We start from the raw sequence: 22364 nt of genomic DNA, 5'->3' as shown, positions 1-22364 counted from the left end.
AGCAAATTCAACCGGTGACTGGCCCATCGCGCTGGCCTGCAAGCGGTGCTGGCGACAAGCCGGCCGAGGTATCGAACACGGCGAGCGGCCGCTCGCCCGCCAGCGCCTGCAGCAAATTGGTGGTGGCCAGTTCCGCCATGGCATGGCGCGTTTCAAAGGTGGCCGAGCCGATGTGCGGTAGAGCGGTTACGCGGGGGTGCCGGCGCAAGGGGGAACCCATGGGCAGCGGCTCTGTCGCAAACACATCCAGCCCGGCAGCGCGCAGTCCGCCCTGGTTAAGTGCCTGCAGCAGGGCTGCCTCTTGCACGATGGCGCCGCGTGCGCCGTTGATGAAAATGGCGCCGGCTTTCATCAGACCAAATTCGCGCGGACCCATCAGGCCACGGGTTTCGTTCGACAAGGGCAGCACGGCGGCGACGATGTCGGCGCGTTGCAGTAAGTCATCGAATGGGGTGTGCACCGCCTTGCCGAGCAGATCGGGCGCCGCCGTGGCCAGGTTTACCGGGTGGCGGCTGTGGTACAGCACCGGCATGCCAAAGCCCAGCGCCGCGCGCCGCGCCACGGCCTGGCCGATGCGTCCAAAACCGAGCAGGCCCAGTGTTTTGCCATGCACGTCCCAGCCAAACAGTTCTTCGCCAATGTTGCGCGACCAGTGACCTTCGCGCACATGGTTGGCGAGTTCGACCAGGCGGCGGCTGGTCGCCATGACGAGCGCAAAAATCGTGTCCGCGGTGGTTTCGGTCAGCACGCCGGGCGTGTAGCACAGCACGATGCCGCGCGCCGCCAGCGCGCTCAGGGTGTAGTTGTCAACGCCGACCGACACGCTGGAAATTACCTGGAGCCGTGGCGCGCAGGCCAGCACGGCTTCGTTGATGGGGTAGCTGGCGCCTATCATGCCCTGGGCGCTGCCCAGTGCCGCGTTGAACGCGGCCAGTTGTTCAGGCTCGCGCGGATTGGCCACGCTCACGTCGTGCTGTGCCTGCAGTCGCGCCAACTGGTCGGGCGGCAGTTCGCGGAAGACCAGAACCTTTTTGCGGGGGCTGTCGTTGACCATGGATTAAAGTTTAGCGTGGTCGAGTTCGGACCGCGTCGGCAAGCCTTCGCTGTCGCCGAGCACCTGTACGGCGCGCGCGCCAATCCAGGTGCCGCGCTTCACGGCGTCGGGCACGCTCAGGCCATCGAGCAGCGCGCTGATCACGCCGACGGCAAAGCCGTCGCCGGCACCCACGGTGTCAACCACCTCGGCGACCGCAAAGCCCGGCACATGGCCGCTACCGGCCGTGTCGCTGTCAAACCAGGCGCCTTCCGAGCCCAGCTTGACCACCACCAGCGTGGCGCCGCCTTGGCGGTAATAGCGCGCAATGCCCTCGGGCGTGGCTTCGCCCGTCAAAAAGTGGCCCTCTTCCAGCCCCGGCAGCACCCAGTCGGCGCGCGCCGCCAGGTCATTAATGGCTTCGCGCATCCGAGCCGGCGTGGCCCACAACGTCGGGCGAAGGTTAGGGTCGAACGACACGCTGCGGCCGGCCGCGCGCATGAGGTTCATGGTTTTGCGGGCGGCCGGCAGAGTGGTGGCTGAGACTGCGGCAAACACGCCGGTGGCATGCAGATGCCGCGCCGACAGCAGCCAGGCTACGTCAATATCGCGCAGGTCCATATGGCTGGCCGCCGAGCCCTGGCGGTGGTATTCCACCGGCGGGTCGCTGCCGTCGCTGACCTGGCCCTTGAACTGGAAACCGGTTTTCTGCGAGGGGTCGCAGACGACGTGCGAGCAGTCGATGCCTTCCCTAACCATGGCGTCCAGCAAATAGCGGCCCATCGAATCAGTGCCCAGGCGGCTGGCCCAGCCGACCTTGAGTCCCAGACGCGCCAGGCCGATGGCGACGTTGGTTTCCGCACCGGCCGTGCGCTTGTGAAAAAATTCGGCATGCTCCAGGGGGCCGGGCCGGTCAGCGACCAGCAGCATCATGGCTTCGCCAAAAGTAATGACGTCCAAAGCGTGGCTCATGGGCTTGCCCGTTGCTGAAGGCTGACGGCAACGCTGCGCAACTGCTCGATTTCCCGGCGCGTCACGTCCAGCAGATCGTCTCCTGCCAGCGGGTATTCAATCGCCCAGGGCACATCGGCCGGCAAGGCGCGCAGCACGGCGCGCCAAGGCGCGCTCGATTCGGCCAGCGGCACGGCGACCCAGCGCTGCGGCTGACGCTGCACCCCCTTGCAATGCACATAGCGCACCTGCGCTGCCAGCGCGCTGGCAGCTTGCAGCGGACATTCGCCGGTCCAGTGCCAGTTGCCCATGTCAAAGGTCATACCCCAAAAAAATCCCTGCGTCTTGGCAGCGCCAAAAAAGTCTTGCAGAGCAGCCAGCGTGCCAGCTGCCGGGGTCTGGTCGTTTTCTATCACCAGCTCGGTGTTGGCGGCTAGAAGGCGGTCTTGCAGCGCTGCAAAGGAGCCGTGGGACGCGGGGCCGAAACCGCCCATAGCCATTTTCAGACGCGGCGCGCCCAAAGCTTGGGCGGCGGCCAATGCTCGATCCAGCGCGGGCGCATCCAGCGTGCCGTCTGCGGCCCACAGGTAGTCGGCACTGGAATAGACCACCTGCATGGCGGCGCTTTGAACGGCGCGGGCGATGGCAGGCAGTTCGTTCGCAGCATCGACCAGCAGTTCGCTGCGCACTTCAATGCCATCGGCACCGGCCGCATGGCTGAGCTGGGCAAACCAGCGCTGGCCGTGGCGCCGCACTTCGGCTGCGCCAAAGGCCGACAGCGAAATCAGGATAGGTGGTTCGGCCAAGGGGCGGGTGGATCGGGTAGTGGTCGGGACTTCAGTGCGCATGTTGCGAACTCAGGATCTGCCCGAGGAAATTGCGGGTTTTTTCGTTTTGCGGGTTGCTGAAAAACTGCTGCGGCGGCGCCTCTTCGATGATCCTGCCGTCGGCCATGAAGATGACCCGGTCGGCCACGCTGCGGGCAAAGCCCATTTCATGCGTGACGCACAGCATCGTCATGCCGTCGTCGGCCAGGCTGATCATGGTGTCCAGCACTTCCTTGACCATTTCCGGATCGAGTGCTGAAGTGGGTTCGTCAAACAACATGATCTTGGGCGTCATGCACAGGGCTCTGGCAATCGCCACGCGCTGCTGCTGGCCGCCCGAGAGCTGGCTCGGGTATTTTTGCGCCTGCTCGGGAATGCGCACCCGCGTCAGGTATTTCATCGCGATGGCTTCGGCTTCTTCCCGGCTCAACTTGCGCGAGCGCATCGGCGCCAACATGCAGTTCTGCAAAATCGTCTGGTGGGGGAACAGGTTGAACTGCTGGAACACCATGCCGACTTCCTGGCGCACCGAATCGACGTTCTTGCCACCGGCAGTCAGGTCGATGCCATCGACCACGATGCGGCCTTTTTGCACGGTTTCCAGCCGGTTGATGCAGCGGATCAGCGTGGACTTGCCCGAGCCCGAAGGCCCGCAGATCACAATGCGTTCCCCGGCTGCAACATTCAGGTTGATGTCGGTCAGTACCTGGAACTGGCCGAACCATTTGTCCACCGCTTCAATGCGGATGATGACATCAGCGCCAGCGGGCGAGGATGATTGCAGCGTGTCTGTCATGAAAACAAGTTCCAGGATTTATTGCATTTTTGGCAGGTCGGTTTCCAGCCATTTGCGGTAAAGCTTGTTGAGTTCGCCATTGGCCGTGTTGCGGGCGACAAAGTCGTCCACCGTTTTCAGCAACTCGTCCTGGCCCGGGCGCATCGCCACGCCCATCACCTGCTGGCGCAACACAAACTTGTTTTCAAAGGCGTTGGCCGGGGCACGCTTGGCAATTTGCGCCGCCACCGTGGTCGAGCAGCCGATTGCATCGACCTGGCCCGACAGCAGCGCCTGCATCGCCGATGCGTCGTCGTCAAAGCGGCGGATTTCGGTGCCTTCAGGGGCTGCGGCGGTCAGCGCCACGTCTTGCGTGCTGGCACGGGCCACGCCGACGCGCTTGCCTTTGAGGTCAGCCGGGGTTTTGAGGCTGACTTTTTGGGAGCCGTAAAGCACGATGCTGGCGGCAGCGTAAGGTTTGGAAAACTGCACCTGCTTGGCGCGCTCGGGCGTCACAGCCAGCGAGGCGACCAGCAGATCGACCTTGTTGGTCAGTAAAAACGGAATGCGGTTGGGGCCGGTGACGGGAACCAGATTGAGCTTGACGCCCAGGTCTTTGGCCATCAGGCGTGCCACGTCAGCGTCGTAGCCATCAGGCTGGTTGGCGCTGTTCATGGTGCCGTAAGGCGGAAAGTCCACCAGCATGCCGACGGTCAACTCGCCTTTTTTCTTGATATCGGCGACGGTTTGCGCGCTGGCGGCGGGGATCCAAGCCGACAGGTTGGCGGCCAGGCCCAAGGCCAAAGCGGTTCCAGTGAATGCGCGGCGTTGCAAATGTTTGATCATGGTGAAGACTCCGGTTTGTAGTGGAAAAAAAGGACGGAAAGTTTGCGGCGCCGTTCAGCGTGCCAGCGCGGCCGCTTGCCGGCGCTCCATGTGGGATGCCAGCAAGGACAGGGGCCAACAGAGGACAAAATAAATCGCCGCCACCACGCTGAACACAATCAGTGGCTGAAAGGTTGCGTTGTTGATGATCTGGCCGGTCCGCGTGACTTCGACAAAACCGATGATGGCCGCCAGCGAGGTGCCCTTGATGATCTGCACCAGGTAGCCGACGGTGGGCGCCAGAGCAATCCTGGCGGCCTGCGGCAAGACGATGTCACGCATGCGGGAAAAGTAAGACAGGCTGAGCGCGTGCGCCGCCTCGGTCTGACCGGCTGGCACCGCCTGAATGCAGCCGCGCCAGATTTCACCGAGGAAAGCGCTGCTGTTCAAGATCAGCGCCACGCCGGCCGCCAGCCAGGGGTTGATGTCAAAGCCCAGCACCGGTGCGCCAAAAAACACCAGAAACAATTGCAGCAGCAGCGGCGTGCCCTGAAAGATCTGGATGAAGATGCCCGAGATCCAGCGCGCTGCGCGGTTGTCGGCCGTGCGGCTCAGCGCAACGATCAGCCCGCCTATCGAGCCGCCTATGAAAGCGATCAGCGACAGCGCCACGGTCCACTTCGCCGCCTCAAGGATGAACAAAAATTCAGGAAATCCGAAAGTGCGCATCAGCGACGGTCCGGGTAGTTGAGGGTGGTCTTGTAAATCACGCGAAACAGCGCTGAAAACGCCAGCGCCAGCACCAGGTAGATCGCAGCAACGACGATGTAAATCTCAAAGCTGCGAAAGGTTTGCGACTGCAAATTAGCCGCTACCGATGTCAGGTCGTCGGCGGAAATGGCTGATACCACCGCAGAGCTCAGCATCAGCAGGATGAACTGGCTGGTCAGCGCCGGGTAAATCGCCTTCAGCGCCGGCTTCAAAATGACAAAACGGAAAATCTCGTGGTGCTTCAGGTTGAGCGCCAGGCCGGCTTCGATCTGGCCCTTGGGAATGGACTCGATGCCAGCGCGAATGATCTCGGTGGCGTAAGCACCCAGATTGATCACCATCGCCGTCAGCGCAGCGGTGTAGGCCGACCAGCGCAGGCCGAGCGCGGGCAGGGCGAAAAAGAAAAAGAACAGCTGCACCAAAAACGGAGTGTTGCGGATCAGCTCGATGTAAGCGTTGATCACAAAGCGCAGCGGTTTCGGTCCGGCGGTCTTGCCCCAGGCGCAAACAATGGCCACCAGCAGCCCGAACAGCATGGCCAGCAGCGACAGCTCAATCGTGTTCCAGGTGCCTTTGAGCAGCAGCGGCCAAGCCGCAAAGACGGCGCCGAATTGGAATGTGTAGTTCATCAACGAGACGATGGCCTTGGAAACGACGCGAGCGCTTGAGTCACTTTGGTTGGTACAAGATTTCCTCAAAGCCTGGCTGGAGAGCTACTGTCAACAAGCTCTGAAACCGGTTTCAACGCATTATAAAAGCAAACATGCCTGTGTTGTAACTCCGTCAATACCCTTGGGTGCCGCTCTTGGCCACGACCCCGCAAAATAGGGTGCGATAACAGGCTCAAGGCCAGATTTCCGGCTTTCATATTTTTACAAATTAGAGTCGACACTATGGTAAATACTAATGTCGACACTTGTGTCGACATATAAAGTGACAAGCATCGGAAAAATATTTTTACCGGTCGACTTCTACGGTGCTTGCGCAGTCGAAGTCCGGGCCTACCGGCCCTCGGTGGGCGACGCATTTTTTGTCGCAAGCGTAAACGGAACAACTGGAGCACTGAAACCATGGAAACTTTAGTGATGGCGAAAACCGCCGTGGCCGACAACGCCGTGGCCGACGCCGCGCCGACCAAGGTGCGATGGAAGATTTTTCTGATGATGCTGTTTCTTATTTCGATTAACTACATCGACCGGGCCTCGCTCTCGGTGGCGATGCCGCTGATCGCCAAGGAGTTTGATATCGGGCCGGCGACGCAGGGACTGCTGCTGAGCTCGTTTTTCTGGACTTACGCGCTGATGCAGATTCCCGGCGGCATGTTGGCCGACAGGTACGGCCCGCGCGTCGTGATTGCCTCGGCCACGCTGGGCTGGGGCTTTTTCCAGGCCATCGCGGCGCTTTGCACCGGCTGGGTCCCCCTGTTCCTGACGCGGCTCGGGCTGGGAGCGGCCGAGGCGCCGATCTATCCGGCCGGCGGCAAGCTCAACGGCATCTGGATGACTCAGAACGAACGCGGTCGCGGCGCGACCCTGCTCGACGGCGGCGCGCCGCTGGGCGCAGCACTCGGAGCCATCCTGATCTCCGGCTTGATCGCACTGCTGGGTTCCTGGCGCCTGGCTTTTGTCATTGCCGGCGTCGGGACGGTGATCGCAGGATATTTTGCCTGGAGCTATATCCGCAATCATCCGCGCGAGCATCCCGGCGTGAACGAGGCCGAAGCGCGCTACATCGAAGCCTCCCACGCGCAAGACAGCGCCAGGGAACCGGCTGTCCTCAGCGGCCGCGCGTTGGACTTTTTCAAGTACCGCTCGGTCTGGGGAATGTTTTTTGGCTGGATGTGCTTTAACGCGCTGTTTTACGGCCTCTTGACCTGGATGCCCAACTACCTGTCCAAGGTCCACGGTTTTGACATCAAGCAGATGGGCGGCGCGGTGTTCATCATGTTTTTCTCGGGCTTCGTCGGGGAAATGGTCGGCGGCTGGATCGCCGACAAATGGAAGGCTGCGGGCGCTTCGCAAAGCAAGGTGCTGCGCACGCTGTTCGGCATCTCCTCGATCATTGCCACGCTCTCGATCTACAGCGTTTCCAGAATCACCGACCCCGTCACCGTGGTGGTGATGCTCTCGGTCACGCTGTTTTTCCTGCGCTGGTGCGGACTGTTCTGGTGCGTTCCATCGATCCTCGGGACGCGCGACCGGGTCGGCTTTCTGGGCGGCACCATGAACCTGGGCGGCAACGTGGCGGGCATAGGCGTGCCTATCGTGGTCGGCCTGATCGTGCAGGCGACGGGCTCGTATTTTCTCGCCCTCATGCTGTTTGCCGGCGCGGGCGCAGGGTTGTTCATCTGCTCGACGCTGCTGATCGACTACAGCAAGAAACTGCCGGTCTGATTGACCGCAGCAGCATGACAAAACGCAAACGCATCGGCGTGCTGACGCCGTCATCCAACACCGCGCTGGAGCCGCTGACCAGCGCCATGGTCAGCACGCTGCCGGGCGTGTCGGCTCATTTCTCGCGCTTTGCCGTCACCGAGATTTCGCTGCGCGAGCAGTCGCTGCAACAGTTCGATGACGGCAAGATCCTGGAGGCGGCACGCCTGCTGGCCGACGCTCGGGTCGATGTGATCTGCTGGAGCGGCACGTCGGCGAGCTGGCTCGGCTTCGAAAAGGACCGCCAGCTGTGCGCGCGCATCCTTGACGCCACCGGCATCCCGGCCACGACCTCGGTGCTTGCGCTCAACGAAATCCTTGCGCTGCAGGGCGCGCGCACGCTGGGGCTGGTCTCGCCCTATGTCGAAGACGTGCAGCGCCGCATCATCGCCAACTACGCCGGCATCGGCATCGAGTGCATCGCCGAACAGCACCTCGGCATTTCGGTGAACTTCGCCTTCAGCGAAGTCGAGCCCGACACGCTGCGCGCCCTGCTGCGCGAATCAGCCAGGCAGCGCCCGCAAGCGCTGACCACGCTGTGCACCAACCTGCGTGCCGCGCAGCTGGTCGACGAGCTGGAGCGCGAGCTGGACATTCCCATTTATGACTCGGTCGCCACGGTGGTCTGGAAGGCCCTGAAGACCATCGATGTCGACCCGCGCGAGCTCAAAGGCTGGGGCCGCCTGTTCCGGGAAATGACCTGATGGCTTGGCGCCAAAGCAAGGACAAACAACAATGAGCATTCCCACTTTTGATCTCGTCATCCGCAACGCACTGGTAGCCACGGCGAGCGATACCTTCGCGGCCGACATCGGCGTGAACGGCGGGCGCATCGTGCAGCTGGGCAGCAGCCTGGCCAATGGCAAGCGCGAGATCGATGCGCTGGGCCGGGTGGTCACGCCCGGCGGCGTCGATGCGCACTGCCATCTGGACCAGCCGATGCAGGCGCCAGTGCGCATGGCCGACGGGTTTGACAGCGGGACACGCTCGGCCGCATGCGGCGGCACCACCACCGTCATCCCCTTCGCCGCCCAGGCCAAGGGCCAGTCGCTGCGCGCGGCGGTCGATGACTACCACCGCCGCGCCGAGGGCCGCGCGCATGTCGACTATGCGTTTCACCTGATCGTGAGCGACCCCACGCCCCAGGTCCTGCGCGAAGAGCTGCCCGCGCTGATTGCCGAAGGCTACACCTCTTTCAAGGTTTACATGACCTACGACGATCTCAAGCTCGATGACGGCCAGATCCTGGACGTGCTCGACGTCGCGCGCCAGCACGGCGCGATGGCCATGATCCATGCCGAAAACGCCGACTGTATCGAGTGGCTCACCAAGAAGCTCGAAGCGGCTGGCCGCACTGCCCCGCGCTTTCACGCGCACAGCCGACCGATGCTGGTCGAGCGCGAAGCGACGCACCGCGCCATCGCGCTGGCCGAGCTGGTCGATGTGCCCATCCTCATCGTGCATGTGTCCGGGCGCGATGCGGTTGAGCAGATTCGCTGGGCGCGCGGCCAGGGCCTCAAGGTCTTTGCCGAAACCTGCCCGCAGTACCTGTTTTTGACCGCCGAGGACCTGGGCATCGACAACAGTTATGCCGGCGCGCGCTGCGTCTGCAGTCCGCCGCCGCGCGACAAAGGCAATCAGGAAGTGATCTGGAACGGCCTGGCCGACGGCCTGTTCACGCTGTTTTCGTCCGACCACGCGCCCTTTGACTACGATGCGCCGGAAGGCAAGAAACCCGGCGGCGAGGAGGCGCCCTTCAGCCATATTCCCAACGGCATTCCGGGCCTGGAAACGCGCATGCCGCTGCTGTATTCCAAAGGCGTGCTGGCAGGGCGCATCACGCTCAACCGCTTTGTCGAACTCACAGCGACGAATCCGGCCAAAGCTTACGGCCTGCATCCGCGCAAGGGGAGCATTGCCGTGGGCGGCGATGCCGACCTGGTGATCTGGGACGAACGCCCGGTCACTATTCGAAACGACCGGCTCCACCATGACGTGGACTACACGCCTTACGAAGGCATGCAACTGCAGGCTTGGCCGGCTTTCACGCTGGCGCGCGGCGAAGTGGTCTGGGATGGCCAGGCGTTTCATCCGCGCCCGGGCCGCGGCCAGTTCCTGCGTTGCGGCGAGCCTACGATACTGCCCCTGCCGCGAAAATCTTCCATCTAGCGCACCCCACAGGAGGCCATGCCATGAAGCTGCTGCTCATCAACCCCAATACATCGCAAAGCGTTTCCGATCTGATCGAAGCCGAGGCGAAGCGCGCCGCCGCGCCCGGCACCCACATCAGCGTCATGACCGCGCCCTTTGGCGTTGCCTACATCGAGACGCGCTTTGAGTCGCTGATCGGCGCCTATGCGGCCGCCACGCTGGCCGCCGAGCATTGCGGGAAGCACGATGCCATCGTCATTGCCGCCTTTGGCGACCCGGGCATCGACGGCCTACGCGAAATGCTCGATATTCCGGTCGTCGGCCTGACCGAAGCCGCCTTGATGAGCGCGTGCCTGTTGGGCAAGCGCTTTTCGATCATCGCCATTTCGCGCCGCATCTCCGCTTGGTACCGCGAGTGCGTGCAGGCCAACGGCCTGCTCGACCGCCTGGCCAGCATCCGCTGCCTGGACCAGCCGCTGCACGACATCGGCCGGGTGCAGGAAGACCATGCCGAACGGCTCCAGGCGCTGTGCCTGTCGGCCGTGGACGACGACGGCGCCGACGTGATCATCATCGCCGGCGCGCCGCTGGCCGGCCTGGCGCGGTCGATCAAGGAGCGGATTCCGGTGCCGGTGGTCGACGGTGTGTCCAGCGCCGTGTGCCACGCCCAGACGCTGGTTTCGCTCGCACCGAGCCCGGCACGCCGGGGCAGCTTCGCGCCGCCGCCGCTCAAGCCGAATCTGGGCTTGCCCGAGGGCATCGCCCGCCTGCTGGCGCGAACTGCGAGCCGCACATGAGCAGGTGGCACGCTGCCTGCGACGCACGTATCCTTCGATAAAATCGAGCTTGCCATGGCAAAAAAATCCTTACTGAACGCCGCTGCTGCCGACAGCGTGCGCGAGCACAGCGTCGACGACATCGCCGAAAAAATTTCGGCGGCCATCCTCGAGCATCGCCTGGCGCCCGGCACCAAGCTGGGCGAAGACCGGCTGGCGACCATTTTCAATGCCAGCCGCGCCAAGATCCGCGAAGTGCTGGCGCGGCTGGCCCATGAGCAAATTGTCGAACTCATCCCGCAGCGCGGCGCCTTTGTCGCCAAGCCGACCATAGAACAGGCGCAGGACGTCTTTGAAGCGCGTCGCCTGATCGAGCCCGGCGTGCTGCGCCGCCTGATTGCCACGATCGATGACGTCAAGCAGCAGCGCCTGCGCCGTCACCTGGACCAGGAAGAGGATGCGCGGCGGCGCAAGGACACGCGGGCCATCGTGCGTTTGTCGGGTGAGTTTCATGTGCTGCTGGCCGAGCTGGCGGGCAATTCGGCGCTGGCGCGCGCGATGCGCGAACTCTCGACACTGACCTGCCTGATCATCTCGCTGTATGACGCGCCGACGGCGACCAGTTGCCGGGCCGACGAGCACGAGCAGATCGTTGACGCCGTCAAGCGCGGCGACATTAAAAAGGCCGAAGCGCTGATGCTCGATCACCTCGATCACATTCAGAAAAGCCTCAAGCTGGACGCCGAATCGAACGATGCCGACCTGGAAAGCATCTTCGGCTAGCTTAATTAGCTTCTGGCGCTACCGGAACCGATGAGCCACGCGCCAGCAGGCGGCCGGACAGCAAAATCTGGCGCGGCGGCAAGTCCAGGCCCTTGAGCCGCTCGATCAGGCAGCCGGCGGCGAGCCGGCCCAGCTCGTCGGTGGGCTGGGCGATAGTGGTCAAGCCCGGCCCGATGTAAGGCGACCATTCGGTATCGTCAAACCCCACCAAGCCCAGCTCGGCGCCAAAGCGCCAGCCCAGCCGCGCCATGGCGGCCACCACCCGCAGCGTGACCACGGCGTTGCTTGAAATCACGCCCGGTAATCTTCCTTGGGCACGCTGGCGCAGGCTGCGCAACGCCTGATCCAGCCCGTCGCTGTCGCCCTCGGTGCTTTCAAAGGTGTTGCCGTGCAGATCCGGCGCCTCGGCTGCGGAGTCGCCGATAACGCTGCGAAACGCTGCTTCGCGCTCCATGCGTGAACTCACGCCGCTGATCGGTTCCGAGACAAACAGCAATTCGCGGTAGCCGGCCTTGAGCAGGTGGGCAACGCCCAGCCGCACCGCGCCGGCATTGTCGAGCGAGACAAAGTCGGCCTGCATGTCGTGGTGTCGCCGGTCTACCAGGACCACCGGCTTGCCATGGCGCGCGGCGTCGGCAGCCGCACCGGCGTCGCGGCCCAGCGTGTTCAGGATGAATCCTTCGACCTGGTAGGCGGTGAGTGCCTTGATGGCTTCGCTTTCGCGCCGGCTGTCGTTGCCGAGGTTGAACAGCATCAGCAGATAGCCGGCCTGCTGGCAGGCCTTTTCGGCGCCACGCAGCACGGCCACGGAAAAAGGATTGGTCACGTCGGCCACCACCAGGCCGATCAGCCTGGAGCGGCCGCGCTTGAGCGCCTGCGCCATCGGACTGGGGCTATACGCCAGTGCTGCGATGGCAATTTCAACGCGCGTTGCAATCTCCGGAGTCAGCAGCCGCTCACGGTGGTTCAGAAACCTCGACACGGTCGCCTTGGAAACGCCTGCTTCAAGCGCCACTTCGGCAATGGTGGCGCGCTTGGCAGGTAAGGCAGGTAAACGCTTGATGGGGCTTGCGGACATGAGAATGCGGAAAAACCGGACTGGCGCCGGTTAGCTCGTTATTGAAACCAGTTTCAGAGAATCGTAGCACTGGTTTGCGGCAAAAGCACTGCACCATTTGCTATTGTTTTCATAGCTGCTTGCGCCCGTTCTTAAAGGGCTATAGGCCTATTTAATTGATTTTATGGGCAGAAGCCCGGGCCGCGCGTCGAATTGGGCTGTGTCAGCCAGTGCCTTACAAAGACAAGGCTTGACGGCCTATAAGCCGTAATCGGCGCTTACGGGAAACTTAAGGACATGGAAGAATATTTACACCATATTGATAGTCAAGCTCTTCATGAACTTCAAATTTTCTGCTGCAGTGCCAATGCTTGGTGACAAAGCTGGCAAAGAGAGCAAAGGCGGTGGCGCCTTTGCAGTTTGGCTGCTGCGCCGGCTTCATTCGCAATGGGCGGCTTCCTCGGCGTTTTTTGCTACCGTGCTGGCCAGTCTGGCTTCTGCTGCTGCGGTGATCAGCAGCGACTTGCCACTGCTGCGGGGAGGGCTGTAGCGATGGCTGACACCCGCTCGTTTGATCAGCGCGACGCGCCCGCCGGTGCCGCGCCAGTCTCGTCCGCTAGAGGGCCTTCTGGGCACGACAAAAATGCTGACGTGCCGCCGTCGCACAAACCTGACAACGAGGAGCCTGTCATGACGCTGGAGGCGGACTTGCCCTCTGATGGTCGCGACGAGGTCGGCGAAGCCATGATCCGGAATTTGCTGCAGCGACCCCCAAAGTCAGAGCCGCCCGTCCTGGGCTGATTCAACCCACCCCTCAACTCGAGAGATTGCCATGGCTACCAATCCGAATGTGCCCCCGCCTGAACCTGTGCCACCCATTTCCTCGCCGCCCGAACCGGGCGAAGTGCAGACCACCCCCATGCCGATGGGATGACCGGGGCGGTCCACTGGCAACACGGTTCGCAGGCGATGCGGTGCCTGCAAGCGAGCGGTGAATTGCAAGGTGTTCGATGAGGCCCATTGATTGAAAGCCGTGTTCTGCCTCCCATGTGAAAACCTTTACACCAGTACCCCGGCGCGGCACTGAAAGCCGCGAGCTTCGCCAAGCTGCTGCTGCTGCCACAGGTCTGTTTTAAGCGTTGCCAGTTCTGCTCAGGAGATTGCTATGAAACACCTCACGCCGATCCGGGAACCCAAATCCAGCCCGTCCAAAAATAGGGCGAGCGAGCGACCAGACAACGGCGCCCAAAGCAGCTGGGGCCAGGGGCCCAGCTCGGGTGCCCATAAGGACAATCCGCACAAACAGCTCCAACTTGTGGGTCACGCTGTTTGAATCGCTAGGCGACCGGTCAATTCCCGCTGCCCCCGGAAATCTCGTTATTTCACGGGTCCTGCAGGCTGTAGCAGGCAAAAACGGGGCCTCTGGGCTGCTTCAGCCTTGCGAAAAATCCTTACAGGTTGCCGCGCGTGTTTCTCTTTAGAAAAACCCGCCGAGCGGATAAATTGGAGTGGGGCTGACCGAAAGTCGGTCCATCGACCATTCTTGAAAGGAAATTGACATGTACGAAAGCAAATTTGCATCAGTTGCCGTGACGGCGCTGGCTCTGGCTGCTGCGCTGGCACTCGGCGCTTGTGGCAAAAAGACGAACGACACCACCACCGCGCCAGGCTCGTCCTCCTCACCCATGGGCAGCCCTTCGAGCGGTAACACCGGCTCAACGGGCTCCTCAGGTGCGGCTCCAGCGTCTCCCATGGGCAGTGGTTCCATGGGTTCGTCTAGCGGAACGTCCCCAGGTGCCATGCCGCCCGCCAACACCAGCAGCGCGCCCGGTGGCGTGATGCCGCCTGAAGGGGCTGCCAGCGGCGGACGCAACTGATTGGAGGGCGGTCAGCCCACTACAAAAACCTGCGGTGCGACTTGTGCCGCGGTTCTTTGGGCTTCGAATGAGCTTAGCGGCTCCAGAGATCAGTCCCGTGCTACCGGCCGGCCCGGGTCGCTGCACCAGTCGCTCCAACTACCCGCGTAAAGGCCAGTTGGGCCCAAGCCGGCGACTTCCATCGCCAGCAGGTTGGGCAGCGCACTGACGCCGCTGCCGCAATGGTGCACCACAGTGGCGGGGTCGCGTCCGCCCAGCAGCGCTTCAAACTCTGTCTTTAATTGCGCTGCAGGTTTGAATTTGCCGTCGGGCGTCAAATTCTGGCCGAACGGGCGGTTCAACGCGCCCGGAACGTGGCCGGCCACCGGGTCCAGCGGCTCGATCTCGCCCCGAAAACGCGCCGGTGCCCGCGCGTCGATCAGGGTTTGGGTCGGGCGCTCCAGCTGACCCAAGACGGTCTGTGCGTTGACCAGTAGGGCCTGCGCCGGGGCCAGTTTGAAACTGGTCTGAAAGTGCGCCGGTTCCTCGCCCCTGTTGACGGCGCCGCCGGCGGCCTGCCAGGCCTGCAGCCCGCCGTCGAGCACGGCCACGTTGCGGTGGCCGGCCCATTTGAGCATCCACCAGAGGCGGCCACAGTAGTTGGCGCCATTGCGGTCGTAGACGACGGCCTGCATGTCGTTGGCAAAGCCGACGCTGGACAGCCAGATGGCAAACTTTTCGCGATTCGGCAGCGGATGCCGTCCGCCCGAGGCGGGCGCGTCGGCGCCGGTCGCCGTGATAACGCCGTGGGCACCCGGCACGCCGTGCCTGGCGCTGAGCGCGGTCTCCAGGTTGGCATACACCGCGCCCGGAATATGCGAGGCCAAATACTGCTGCTCGCCGGCGTGCGCATCCATCAGATCAAAGCTGCAGTCAAACACGCGCAGCTGTACGGCAGGCGGGCCGTCGGCCATCAGCGCCTGCAACTGCGCGGCGGAAATCAGGGTGGTGTAGCTCATCTCGTCCTCCTGCGGTCAATGTTCCTCGGCGGGCGCGTCGGGTGCGGCGCGCGCTCGCAAAGCCGTAGCGGCGACGGCGCTGACGATAATTAGCGCCATGCCGGCCCAGCCCATCAAGGGAATATTGTCGCCAAACAAAATCAGACTGTACAGCGCGGCAAAGACGATGCCCGAGTACTGCAGATTGGCCACCATCAGCGTTCCGCCATGGTTTTCCGACATGGAATAGGCCTTGGTCATGGCAAGTTGACCCAGCGAGGCCAGAATGCCCAGCGGCGGCAGCCACAGCGCTTGCTGCCAGTCCCAGGGCGACACGCCCATCAGCACCATGCCGAGCGCGCCGGCCACCGCCGTGCCGACGGCAAAGTAAAACACCGTGCGCGTTTCGGGCTCGCCCAGGCGGGACAGCGCCATCACCTGCATGTAGGCAAAGGCGGCGCCCAGGCCCGACAGCAGGCCGATCAGGCCGGCAAAAGTCTGGTCCTGGTCCATGGAAGGGCGCAGCAGCAGCACCACGCCGCCAAAGCTGGCCAGGATCGCCAGCACCAGCGGGCCTTGACTGGCTGTTTTGGCCCCCACGCTCCTCGCTTCGCGTAGTTCGCTGCCCCCCGAGGGGGCTGAACTTGCTAGGGGCGGCCCGTCGCGGCGTTCGCCGGCCTTTACCCCTGCTGACATCAGCGCGCCGCCGACCAGAAAGCAGGCAATCCAGACGCTGCTCATGTAGTTGAGCGTCATGGCGGTGGCCAGCGGCAGATGGGCAATCGCGTAAAACCAGGCCGACAGCGCCACCACGCCGACGACGCTGCGCCAGGCATGCATGGCGGGCACGCGGGTAGCCAGCGGGGTGCCGCGCGCGTGCGCATAAGCGGCCATGAAGGCAATGCCGATCAGCCCGCGGTAAAACACCAGCTCGGCGCTGTTGAAGTGCGCCGACGCAAACTTGACGCACACGCCCATGCTGGCAAACAGGAACGAGGAAAGAATCATCCAGACGGCTTGCATGGCGTGTTTTTGCTTCAGGGGCGTTTTTAGGAATGAAATAAGGCTCTAGCCCAGTAAGCACGGGCGCAAGTAGCTATTAAAAAAATAGCAATTAAGTGGCGCGGGCGGTTTGCTCAGATCATCTGGGTGGTTTTGCTGGCGCCCATTTCGCGGCGGTACCACTCGTGAAAGTGCTGCATGCCGTCTTCCATCGGGCTTTGGTAGGGGCCGAACTCGTTGTCGCCACGCAGCATCAGGGCTTTGCGGCCGGCGTCCATGCGCAGGGCGATTTCGTCGTCTTCCACGCAGGTTTCCATGTAGGCGGCCTGCTGCGCTTCGATGAACTCGCGCTCGAAGGCGCAGATTTCCTCGGGGTAGAAAAACTCCACCACGTTGAGTGTCCTGTCGGGGCCCTGCGGATGCAGCGTGCTGACGACCAGCGTATGCGGGTACCACTCCAGCATCACATGCGGGTAGTAGGTGAGCCAGATCGCGCCGTAGCGCGGCGCCACACCGTTGCGGTATTGCAGCACCACGTCGTGCCATTTTTTGTAGGTGTCGGTGCCGGGCTTGCCCAGCTTGTCGGAAACACCAACGGTCTGCACGGAGTAGTGCCGCTGCAGCTCCCATTGCAGGTCATGGGTAGAGACAAAGCCGCCCAGCCCGGGGTGGAACGGGCCGACGTGGTAGTCCTCCAGGTAAACCTCGATAAACGTTTTCCAGTTGTAGTTGCATTCGTGCAGATGCACTTTGTCGAGCTGGTAGCCTGCAAAATCCAGGTCGGCCAGGGTGCCCAGCGGCGCCATTTCGGCCGCAATGTCGCGTCCGTTGTCCTCAAACACCAGGCCGTTCCAGCGCCGTGTCGGGTAGCGGTTCAGGTTCAGGCAGGGGTCCACTTCAAAGTGCGGCGCACCCACCAGTTCGCCGCTGGTGTTGTAGGTCCAGCGGTGCAGCGGGCAGACGATATTGCTGCCGGTGTTGCCGCGGCCCTGCAGCATGGTGGACTGGCGATGCCGGCAGACATTGGAAATCAGCTCGATGCCCGAGGCATTGCGCACCAGCGCGCGGCCTTCGCCCTCATGCGGCAGCGCATAAAAGTCGCCCAGATTCGGCACCGCGAGTTCATGGCCGAGGTAGCGCGGCCCGCGTGCAAAGAGCTTTTGCTGCTCGCGCTGGTACAGGCCCGCATCAAAATAGCTGGAGATGGGCAGCTGGCTGGTGGCCTGCAGCAGGCGAAGGCTTAGATCAGACATGCAGTAGGGTGAGTAGGCCGCCGCGCTCAAGCTGGGAGGCAGTGAAAACACCGGGAAATGAGGCAGGCTCAGAGCACGGAGACGGTGCTTGGGCGCTGATATCAAAACCAACTATTAATTCTACCCGTGCGGCTTGCTGGCGCGGTGCTGAAAAAAGGGTTTCGCGTGGCCGCGCCGGGTGCTGCCGTGCCGCCGCCGATAATGGCTCTATGCCCGGGCTGCTGCGGCGCCTGAGTCCCGATTTCATTGCACGGCCTAAAATCAGGCCTTTTCAAACACCATGGCCAAAAGCACCCCTTCGTCTGCATCTTCCAGCCCCGCGGTCGGTGCGGCATTGCCGGCCACCTATGAGGCGGCGTTGCAAGAGCTGGAAGCGCTGGTTGCCAGCCTGGAAGCCGGCCAGTTGCCGCTGGACCAGTTGCTCACCGGTTACCAGCGCGGCGCCCAGTTGCTGAAGTTTTGCCGGGACAAGCTCGAAGCCGTGGAAACCCAGATCAAGGTGCTGGAAGGCACGGAACTCAAGCCCTGGGTGAGCGAATAGTTTGCAGCAATCCACCCCCTGAATGCCAAAGAAACGCCAAAGCGCAAGAGACACTCGATTGAACGCCCCTGAAAAGATAACCCTGTTCACGCTGAACGGCTGGAGCGCGCAGCAGCTAGCTGCCGTGGAGCAGGCGCTGTCGCGCTGGGTCGCCGGTCCGGCCGATGCACCGGCGCCTGCCGGCCTGGGTGATGCCATGCGTTATGCCGTGCTCGACGGCGGCAAGCGACTCCGTCCATTGCTGGTGCTGGCGGCCTGCGAAGCCGTCGCGGGCAACGCGCAGGCGGCGTTGCGCTCGGCCTGCGCGGTGGAACTGATTCATGCCTACTCGCTGGTGCACGACGATATGCCCTGCATGGACAACGACGTGTTGCGCCGGGGCAAGCCCACGGTCCACGTCAAGTTTGGCCAGGCGCAGGCGCTGCTGGCCGGTGACGCGCTGCAGGCGCTGGCTTTTGAACTTCTAACGCCCGATGACGATTCGGTCGATGTCGCGACGCAGGCCAAGCTGTGCCGCATGCTGGCGCAGGCCGCAGGCTTTCAGGGCATGGCCGGCGGCCAGGCGATAGACCTGGCCAGCGTCGGCCGGCCTTTGACGTCAGAGCAACTGCACGAGATGCACCGCCTCAAGACTGGCGCGCTGCTGCAAGCCAGCGTGATGATGGGGGCGGCCTGTGGCGCCTCTTCACAGGCCAAGCAGGCCACGCCAGCGGCTCAGCGCGCATTGCGTGACTACGGCGCGGCGGTGGGCCTGGCGTTTCAGGTGGTCGACGACATTCTGGATGTCACCGCCGACTCGGCCACGCTGGGCAAGACCGCCGGCAAGGACGCGGCGCAGGACAAGCCCACCTTTGTCTCGCTGCTCGGGCTGCAGGCCTCGAAAGACTATGCGCAGCAGCTGCTGGCGCAAGCGCTGGCCAGCCTGCAGGCCAGTGGATTAAAAAACACCAATGCCCTGCATGCGCTGGCCGACATGCTGGTCAATCGCGCGCACTAATGTTGCGTCCCGACCTACCCGACAAGCCCATCCCCACACGATGTACCAACTGCTAGACACCATCAACAGCCCCGCCGATCTGCGGCGACTGCCCCGCGCCCAGCTCAAGACTCTGGCCGATGAACTGCGCGCCTACGTCATCGACACGGTGTCCAAGACCGGCGGGCACTTGAGCTCCAACCTCGGCACGGTCGAGCTGACGGTGGCCTTGCACTACGTCTTCAACACGCCCGACGACCGGCTGGTCTGGGACGTCGGCCACCAGACTTACCCGCACAAAATCCTAACGGGGCGGCGCGAGCGCATGAGCACGCTGCGCCATTTAGGCGGGCTGTCGGGTTTTCCGCGGCGCGACGAGAGCCCCTACGACACTTTCGGTACCGCCCATTCGTCAACCTCGATTTCCGCGGCGCTAGGCATGGCGCTGGCGTCACGGCAAAAGGGTGAAGAGCGGCAGGCTGTTGCCATCATCGGCGACGGCGCCATGAGTGCCGGCATGGCTTTTGAGGCCTTGAACAACGCCGGCGTGCATGACGACTGCCGACTGCTGGTGGTGCTCAACGACAACGACATGAGCATCAGCCCGCCGGTCGGCGCGCTCAACCGTTACCTGGCCCAGTTGATGAGTGGGCGCTTTTATGCGTCGGCCAAAAATGTTGGCAAGCAGGTGTTGCGTGTGGCCCCGCCATTGCTGGAGCTGGCCAAACGGCTGGAAGCGCATGCCAAAGGCATGGTGGTGCCGGCCACGCTGTTTGAAAATTTCGGTTTCAACTACATTGGCCCGATTGACGGCCACGATCTGGATTCGCTGATCCCCACGCTGGAAAACATCAAGCACCTCAAGGGCCCGCAGTTCTTGCATGTGGTCACCAAAAAAGGCCAGGGCTACAAGCTGGCCGAAGCCGACCCGATTGCCTACCATGGCCCCGGCAAGTTTGATCCGGCCATGGGACTGCAAAAATCCAGCGCGCCGGCCAAACAGACCTTTACACAGGTCTTTGGCCGCTGGCTGTGCGACATGGCCGAACACGATAGCCGGCTGGTCGGCATCACGCCGGCCATGCGCGAAGGCTCGGGCATGGTGGAGTTTCACCAGCGCTTTCCCGAGCGCTACCACGACGTCGGCATTGCCGAGCAGCACGCGGTGACCTTTGCCGCCGGCATGGCCTGCGAGGGGCTGAAACCGGTGGTGGCGATCTACTCGACTTTTTTGCAGCGCGGCTATGACCAGCTGATCCACGATGTGGCGCTGCAAAATTTGCCGGTGGTGTTTGCGCTGGACCGTGCCGGTCTGGTTGGCGCCGATGGTGCCACGCATGCGGGTGCCTACGACATTGCTTATTTGCGCTGCATCCCGAACATGAGCGTGGCTTGTCCGGCCGACGAGAACGAGTGCCGCAAGCTGCTCACATCGGCCTTCGAGCAGAACCACCCGGTGGCGGTGCGCTACCCGCGTGGTGCCGGTGCTGGCGTTGAGCCGGAAGCCGGCCTGCAGTCCCTGCCTTTCGGCAAAGGCGAGGTCCGGCGCGAAGGCGCGACGGTCGCCATTCTGGCCTTCGGCACGCTGCTTTACCCTGCGCTGCAAGCCGCTGAAAAACTCGGCGCCACGGTACTCAATATGCGCTGGGCCAAGCCGCTCGATATTGAACTGCTGCTCAAGGTGGCCGCCAGCCACGAGGCCCTGGTCACGCTGGAGGAGGGCGCCATCATGGGCGGCGCCGGCAGCGCCGTGAGCGAAGCGCTGCAGGCTGCAGGCCTGGTCAAACCGCTGCTGCAGCTGGGCCTCAGGGACGAATTTATTGAGCATGGCGATCCGGCCAAATTGCTGGCCTTGCAGGGTCTCGATGCGGCTGGTATCGAGGCCGCCATCACGGCGCGTTTCGGCGCCTTGTTCCAGCAGTCCGACAAGCCTGGCAAGCTCGCGCTCAAGTCGGTGGGCTGAGCTGGTTCGCTTCAGCGTGGATGAGTGGGCACGGTGCACACCCTGTCTTGACCGTCAAGAAAGCCGCCTTCTGCAGGCGGCTTTCTTGTTGCTATACGGGTAACAACCGGTCATCTTGCGGTAAAAGACTGACAAAATATAAAGGTTCTGCCCACCGCTGCAAGTCATTGTGCCGAGCGCAAAAAGGCTCGATCTATGATCCCGCAGATCACTGCAGAACTCAATATCAGGTAACTTTTAGGAGAGAGTATTCATGGATCGTCGATCACTCATTAAAAACGCCGGTATTGCCGGTGTGCTGGCAGCTGGCGTGGCGCCTGCTGTGCATGCGCAGGCAGCCGTTCGCTGGCGCATGGCTTCGAGCTTTCCCAAATCGCTTGACACAATTTTTGGCAGCGCAGAGATGTTTGCCAAGACGGTGAAGGCCTTGTCCGGCGGTAAATTTGAAGTTTCCGTGCATGCCGCGGGCGAATTGATGCCGGCCTTTGGTGTGGTCGATGCCATTCAGAACGGCACCATCGAGATGGCGCAAACGGCTCCTTACTATTTCACCGGCAAGAACTCGATTTTTGCTTTCGGTTGTGCCGTGCCTTTCGGGCTTACCGCACGCCAGATGGACTCCTGGATGGAGCATGGCAACGGCCGCAAACTGATGGATGCGTTTTACGCCAACTACAACATCAAGAGCCGCAGCGCGGGCAATACCGGCACCCAGATGGGCGGCTGGTACCGCAAGGAAATCAAAACGATAGCCGACCTGAAGGGTTTGAAAATGCGTCTGGGTGGCGGCCTGTTCGGTGAAGCCATGCAAAAGCTGGGCGTGGTGGCGCAGAACATGCCTGCCGGCGAGGTATACCAGGCCCTTGAAAAGGGTACGCTGGATGCTGTGGAGTTCGTCGGTCCCTATGACGATGAAAAACTGGGCTTTAACAAAGTGGCGCCGTACTACTACTATCCCGGCTGGTGGGAAGGTGGCGCGGAACTGGAGTTCTTCATCAACACCAAAGCCTATGCGGCATTGACGCCGGAATTCCAGGCGATTGTTGACGCGGCCACCGCGGTCGCTGCGCGTGACATGACGGCCAAATACGATGCGGTCAATCCGATTGCCTTGAAAAAACTGGTTGCTGCAAAGACCCAGCTCAAGGCGTTCTCGAAGGATCTCATGGATGCAGGCTTCAAGGCTTCGATGGAGGTGTTTGCCGAACACGAAGCCAAATCTGCCGAATTCAAGAAGATTCACCAGGACATGCGCGCCTTCCAGCGCGATCAACTGCTGTGGGCGCGCTTCTCGGAGTTCCGTTACGACAGCTACATGGCCGGCGTCAAGCTGTAAGTCACTGTATGGCCGTGGCTTCGGTTTCGCAGCGCGGCCACCGGCTCGCAGGCAGCTG

The 22364-nt window shown here is 62.6% G+C and carries 23 protein-coding genes; 12 read left to right on the top strand and 11 right to left on the bottom strand.

From position 1 onward, the window contains the following. Positions 1–7: 7 nt before the first annotated feature. From HHJ18_RS08000 to HHJ18_RS07970, 7 genes are read right to left on the bottom strand one after another with little or no spacing between them, the layout of a single operon-like run. A complete protein-coding gene (locus tag HHJ18_RS08000; protein WP_296913686.1) occupies positions 8–1054 on the bottom strand; it encodes a D-glycerate dehydrogenase in 1047 nt (348 codons plus the stop codon). Positions 1055–1057: 3 nt separating this feature from the next. Then, complete coding sequence (locus HHJ18_RS07995) at positions 1058–2005, bottom strand: sugar kinase (protein WP_296913683.1); 948 nt, start codon at positions 2003–2005, stop codon at positions 1058–1060. After that, positions 2002–2832, bottom strand: coding sequence for a TIM barrel protein (locus HHJ18_RS07990; protein ID WP_296913681.1), 831 nt, complete (start codon positions 2830–2832; stop codon positions 2002–2004). The genes HHJ18_RS07995 and HHJ18_RS07990 overlap by 4 nt, the downstream gene beginning before the upstream one ends. Continuing rightward, positions 2822–3607, bottom strand: coding sequence for an amino acid ABC transporter ATP-binding protein (locus HHJ18_RS07985; RefSeq protein WP_296913678.1), 786 nt, complete (start codon positions 3605–3607; stop codon positions 2822–2824). Before HHJ18_RS07985 ends, HHJ18_RS07990 begins: the two co-directional genes overlap by 11 nt. Before the next feature lie 18 nt (positions 3608–3625). Beyond that, positions 3626–4432: a transporter substrate-binding domain-containing protein gene (locus HHJ18_RS07980; RefSeq protein WP_296913676.1), complete on the bottom strand. Its 807-nt coding sequence runs from the start codon at positions 4430–4432 to the stop codon at positions 3626–3628. A gap of 54 nt (positions 4433–4486) precedes the next feature. Then, complete coding sequence (locus tag HHJ18_RS07975; RefSeq protein WP_296913673.1) at positions 4487–5140, bottom strand: amino acid ABC transporter permease; 654 nt, start codon at positions 5138–5140, stop codon at positions 4487–4489. After that, positions 5140–5811, bottom strand: coding sequence for an amino acid ABC transporter permease (locus tag HHJ18_RS07970; protein ID WP_296913670.1), 672 nt, complete (start codon positions 5809–5811; stop codon positions 5140–5142). The genes HHJ18_RS07975 and HHJ18_RS07970 overlap by 1 nt, the downstream gene beginning before the upstream one ends. A 456-nt stretch (positions 5812–6267) precedes the next feature. Between HHJ18_RS07970 and HHJ18_RS07965 the strand changes: the two genes are divergently transcribed. Genes HHJ18_RS07965 through HHJ18_RS07945 form a run of 5 tightly spaced genes read left to right on the top strand, consistent with a single transcriptional unit; the run spans position 6268 to position 11324 of the window. After that, a complete protein-coding gene (locus HHJ18_RS07965; protein WP_296913828.1) occupies positions 6268–7575 on the top strand; it encodes an MFS transporter in 1308 nt (435 codons plus the stop codon). A gap of 14 nt (positions 7576–7589) precedes the next feature. Continuing rightward, entirely contained in the window at positions 7590–8318 is a 729-nt protein-coding gene (locus tag HHJ18_RS07960) for an aspartate/glutamate racemase family protein (RefSeq protein ID WP_296913668.1), read from the top strand. Positions 8319–8349: 31 nt separating this feature from the next. Then, positions 8350–9783: a dihydropyrimidinase gene (gene hydA / locus HHJ18_RS07955; RefSeq protein WP_296913666.1), complete on the top strand. Its 1434-nt coding sequence runs from the start codon at positions 8350–8352 to the stop codon at positions 9781–9783. A 23-nt stretch (positions 9784–9806) separates the two neighbouring features. Then, on the top strand, positions 9807–10562 hold the full coding sequence (locus tag HHJ18_RS07950; RefSeq protein ID WP_296913664.1) for an aspartate/glutamate racemase family protein: 756 nt from the start codon (positions 9807–9809) through the stop codon (positions 10560–10562). A 54-nt stretch (positions 10563–10616) separates the two neighbouring features. Then, positions 10617–11324 carry a GntR family transcriptional regulator gene (locus HHJ18_RS07945; RefSeq protein WP_296913662.1) on the top strand — a complete coding sequence of 236 codons (708 nt, stop codon included), beginning with the start codon at positions 10617–10619 and terminating at the stop codon, positions 11322–11324. A gap of 1 nt (position 11325) precedes the next feature. On the opposite strand, the gene HHJ18_RS07940 is transcribed toward HHJ18_RS07945, so the two are convergent. After that, complete coding sequence (locus tag HHJ18_RS07940; RefSeq protein ID WP_296913659.1) at positions 11326–12402, bottom strand: LacI family DNA-binding transcriptional regulator; 1077 nt, start codon at positions 12400–12402, stop codon at positions 11326–11328. A 316-nt stretch (positions 12403–12718) separates the two neighbouring features. On the opposite strand from HHJ18_RS07940, the gene HHJ18_RS07935 reads away from it, so the two are divergent. From HHJ18_RS07935 to HHJ18_RS07925, 3 genes are all read left to right on the top strand, one after another. After that, on the top strand, positions 12719–12931 hold the full coding sequence (locus HHJ18_RS07935) for a hypothetical protein (protein WP_296913656.1): 213 nt from the start codon (positions 12719–12721) through the stop codon (positions 12929–12931). 2 nt (positions 12932–12933) lie between these two features. Then, entirely contained in the window at positions 12934–13182 is a 249-nt protein-coding gene (locus HHJ18_RS07930) for a hypothetical protein (RefSeq protein ID WP_296913654.1), read from the top strand. 758 nt (positions 13183–13940) lie between these two features. After that, complete coding sequence (locus HHJ18_RS07925) at positions 13941–14258, top strand: hypothetical protein (RefSeq protein ID WP_296913651.1); 318 nt, start codon at positions 13941–13943, stop codon at positions 14256–14258. A gap of 89 nt (positions 14259–14347) precedes the next feature. Here the strand turns inward: HHJ18_RS07925 and HHJ18_RS07920 are convergent, their stop codons facing one another. The 3 genes from HHJ18_RS07920 to HHJ18_RS07910 all read right to left on the bottom strand — a co-directional run bounded on the left by HHJ18_RS07920 (position 14348) and on the right by HHJ18_RS07910 (position 17490). After that, positions 14348–15256, bottom strand: coding sequence for a sulfurtransferase (locus HHJ18_RS07920; RefSeq protein ID WP_296913649.1), 909 nt, complete (start codon positions 15254–15256; stop codon positions 14348–14350). A gap of 15 nt (positions 15257–15271) precedes the next feature. Beyond that, positions 15272–16258: an EamA family transporter gene (locus tag HHJ18_RS07915; protein WP_296913648.1), complete on the bottom strand. Its 987-nt coding sequence runs from the start codon at positions 16256–16258 to the stop codon at positions 15272–15274. Positions 16259–16371: 113 nt separating this feature from the next. After that, positions 16372–17490 carry an aromatic ring-hydroxylating dioxygenase subunit alpha gene (locus tag HHJ18_RS07910; RefSeq protein ID WP_296913645.1) on the bottom strand — a complete coding sequence of 373 codons (1119 nt, stop codon included), beginning with the start codon at positions 17488–17490 and terminating at the stop codon, positions 16372–16374. A 280-nt stretch (positions 17491–17770) separates the two neighbouring features. Between HHJ18_RS07910 and HHJ18_RS07905 the strand changes: the two genes are divergently transcribed. The 4 genes from HHJ18_RS07905 (at position 17771) to HHJ18_RS07890 (ending at position 22306) form a co-directional block, all read left to right on the top strand. Continuing rightward, the gene (locus HHJ18_RS07905) at positions 17771–18031 is read left to right on the top strand and encodes an exodeoxyribonuclease VII small subunit (RefSeq protein ID WP_296913642.1); all 261 of its coding nucleotides are present in this window, start codon (positions 17771–17773) and stop codon (positions 18029–18031) included. 58 nt (positions 18032–18089) lie between these two features. Then, entirely contained in the window at positions 18090–19028 is a 939-nt protein-coding gene (locus HHJ18_RS07900) for a polyprenyl synthetase family protein (RefSeq protein ID WP_296913639.1), read from the top strand. A 40-nt stretch (positions 19029–19068) separates the two neighbouring features. Next, positions 19069–20970: a 1-deoxy-D-xylulose-5-phosphate synthase gene (gene dxs / locus HHJ18_RS07895; RefSeq protein WP_296913636.1), complete on the top strand. Its 1902-nt coding sequence runs from the start codon at positions 19069–19071 to the stop codon at positions 20968–20970. A gap of 253 nt (positions 20971–21223) precedes the next feature. Then, entirely contained in the window at positions 21224–22306 is a 1083-nt protein-coding gene (locus HHJ18_RS07890; protein WP_296913634.1) for a TRAP transporter substrate-binding protein, read from the top strand. Positions 22307–22364: the final 58 nt, after the last annotated feature.

This window comes from Polaromonas sp. (assembly GCF_012927455.1).
Lineage (GTDB): Bacteria > Pseudomonadota > Gammaproteobacteria > Burkholderiales > Burkholderiaceae_C > Polaromonas.
The sequence above is the reverse complement of the archived record's forward strand: the minus strand, read 5'-3'. Positions and strand labels throughout refer to the sequence as shown.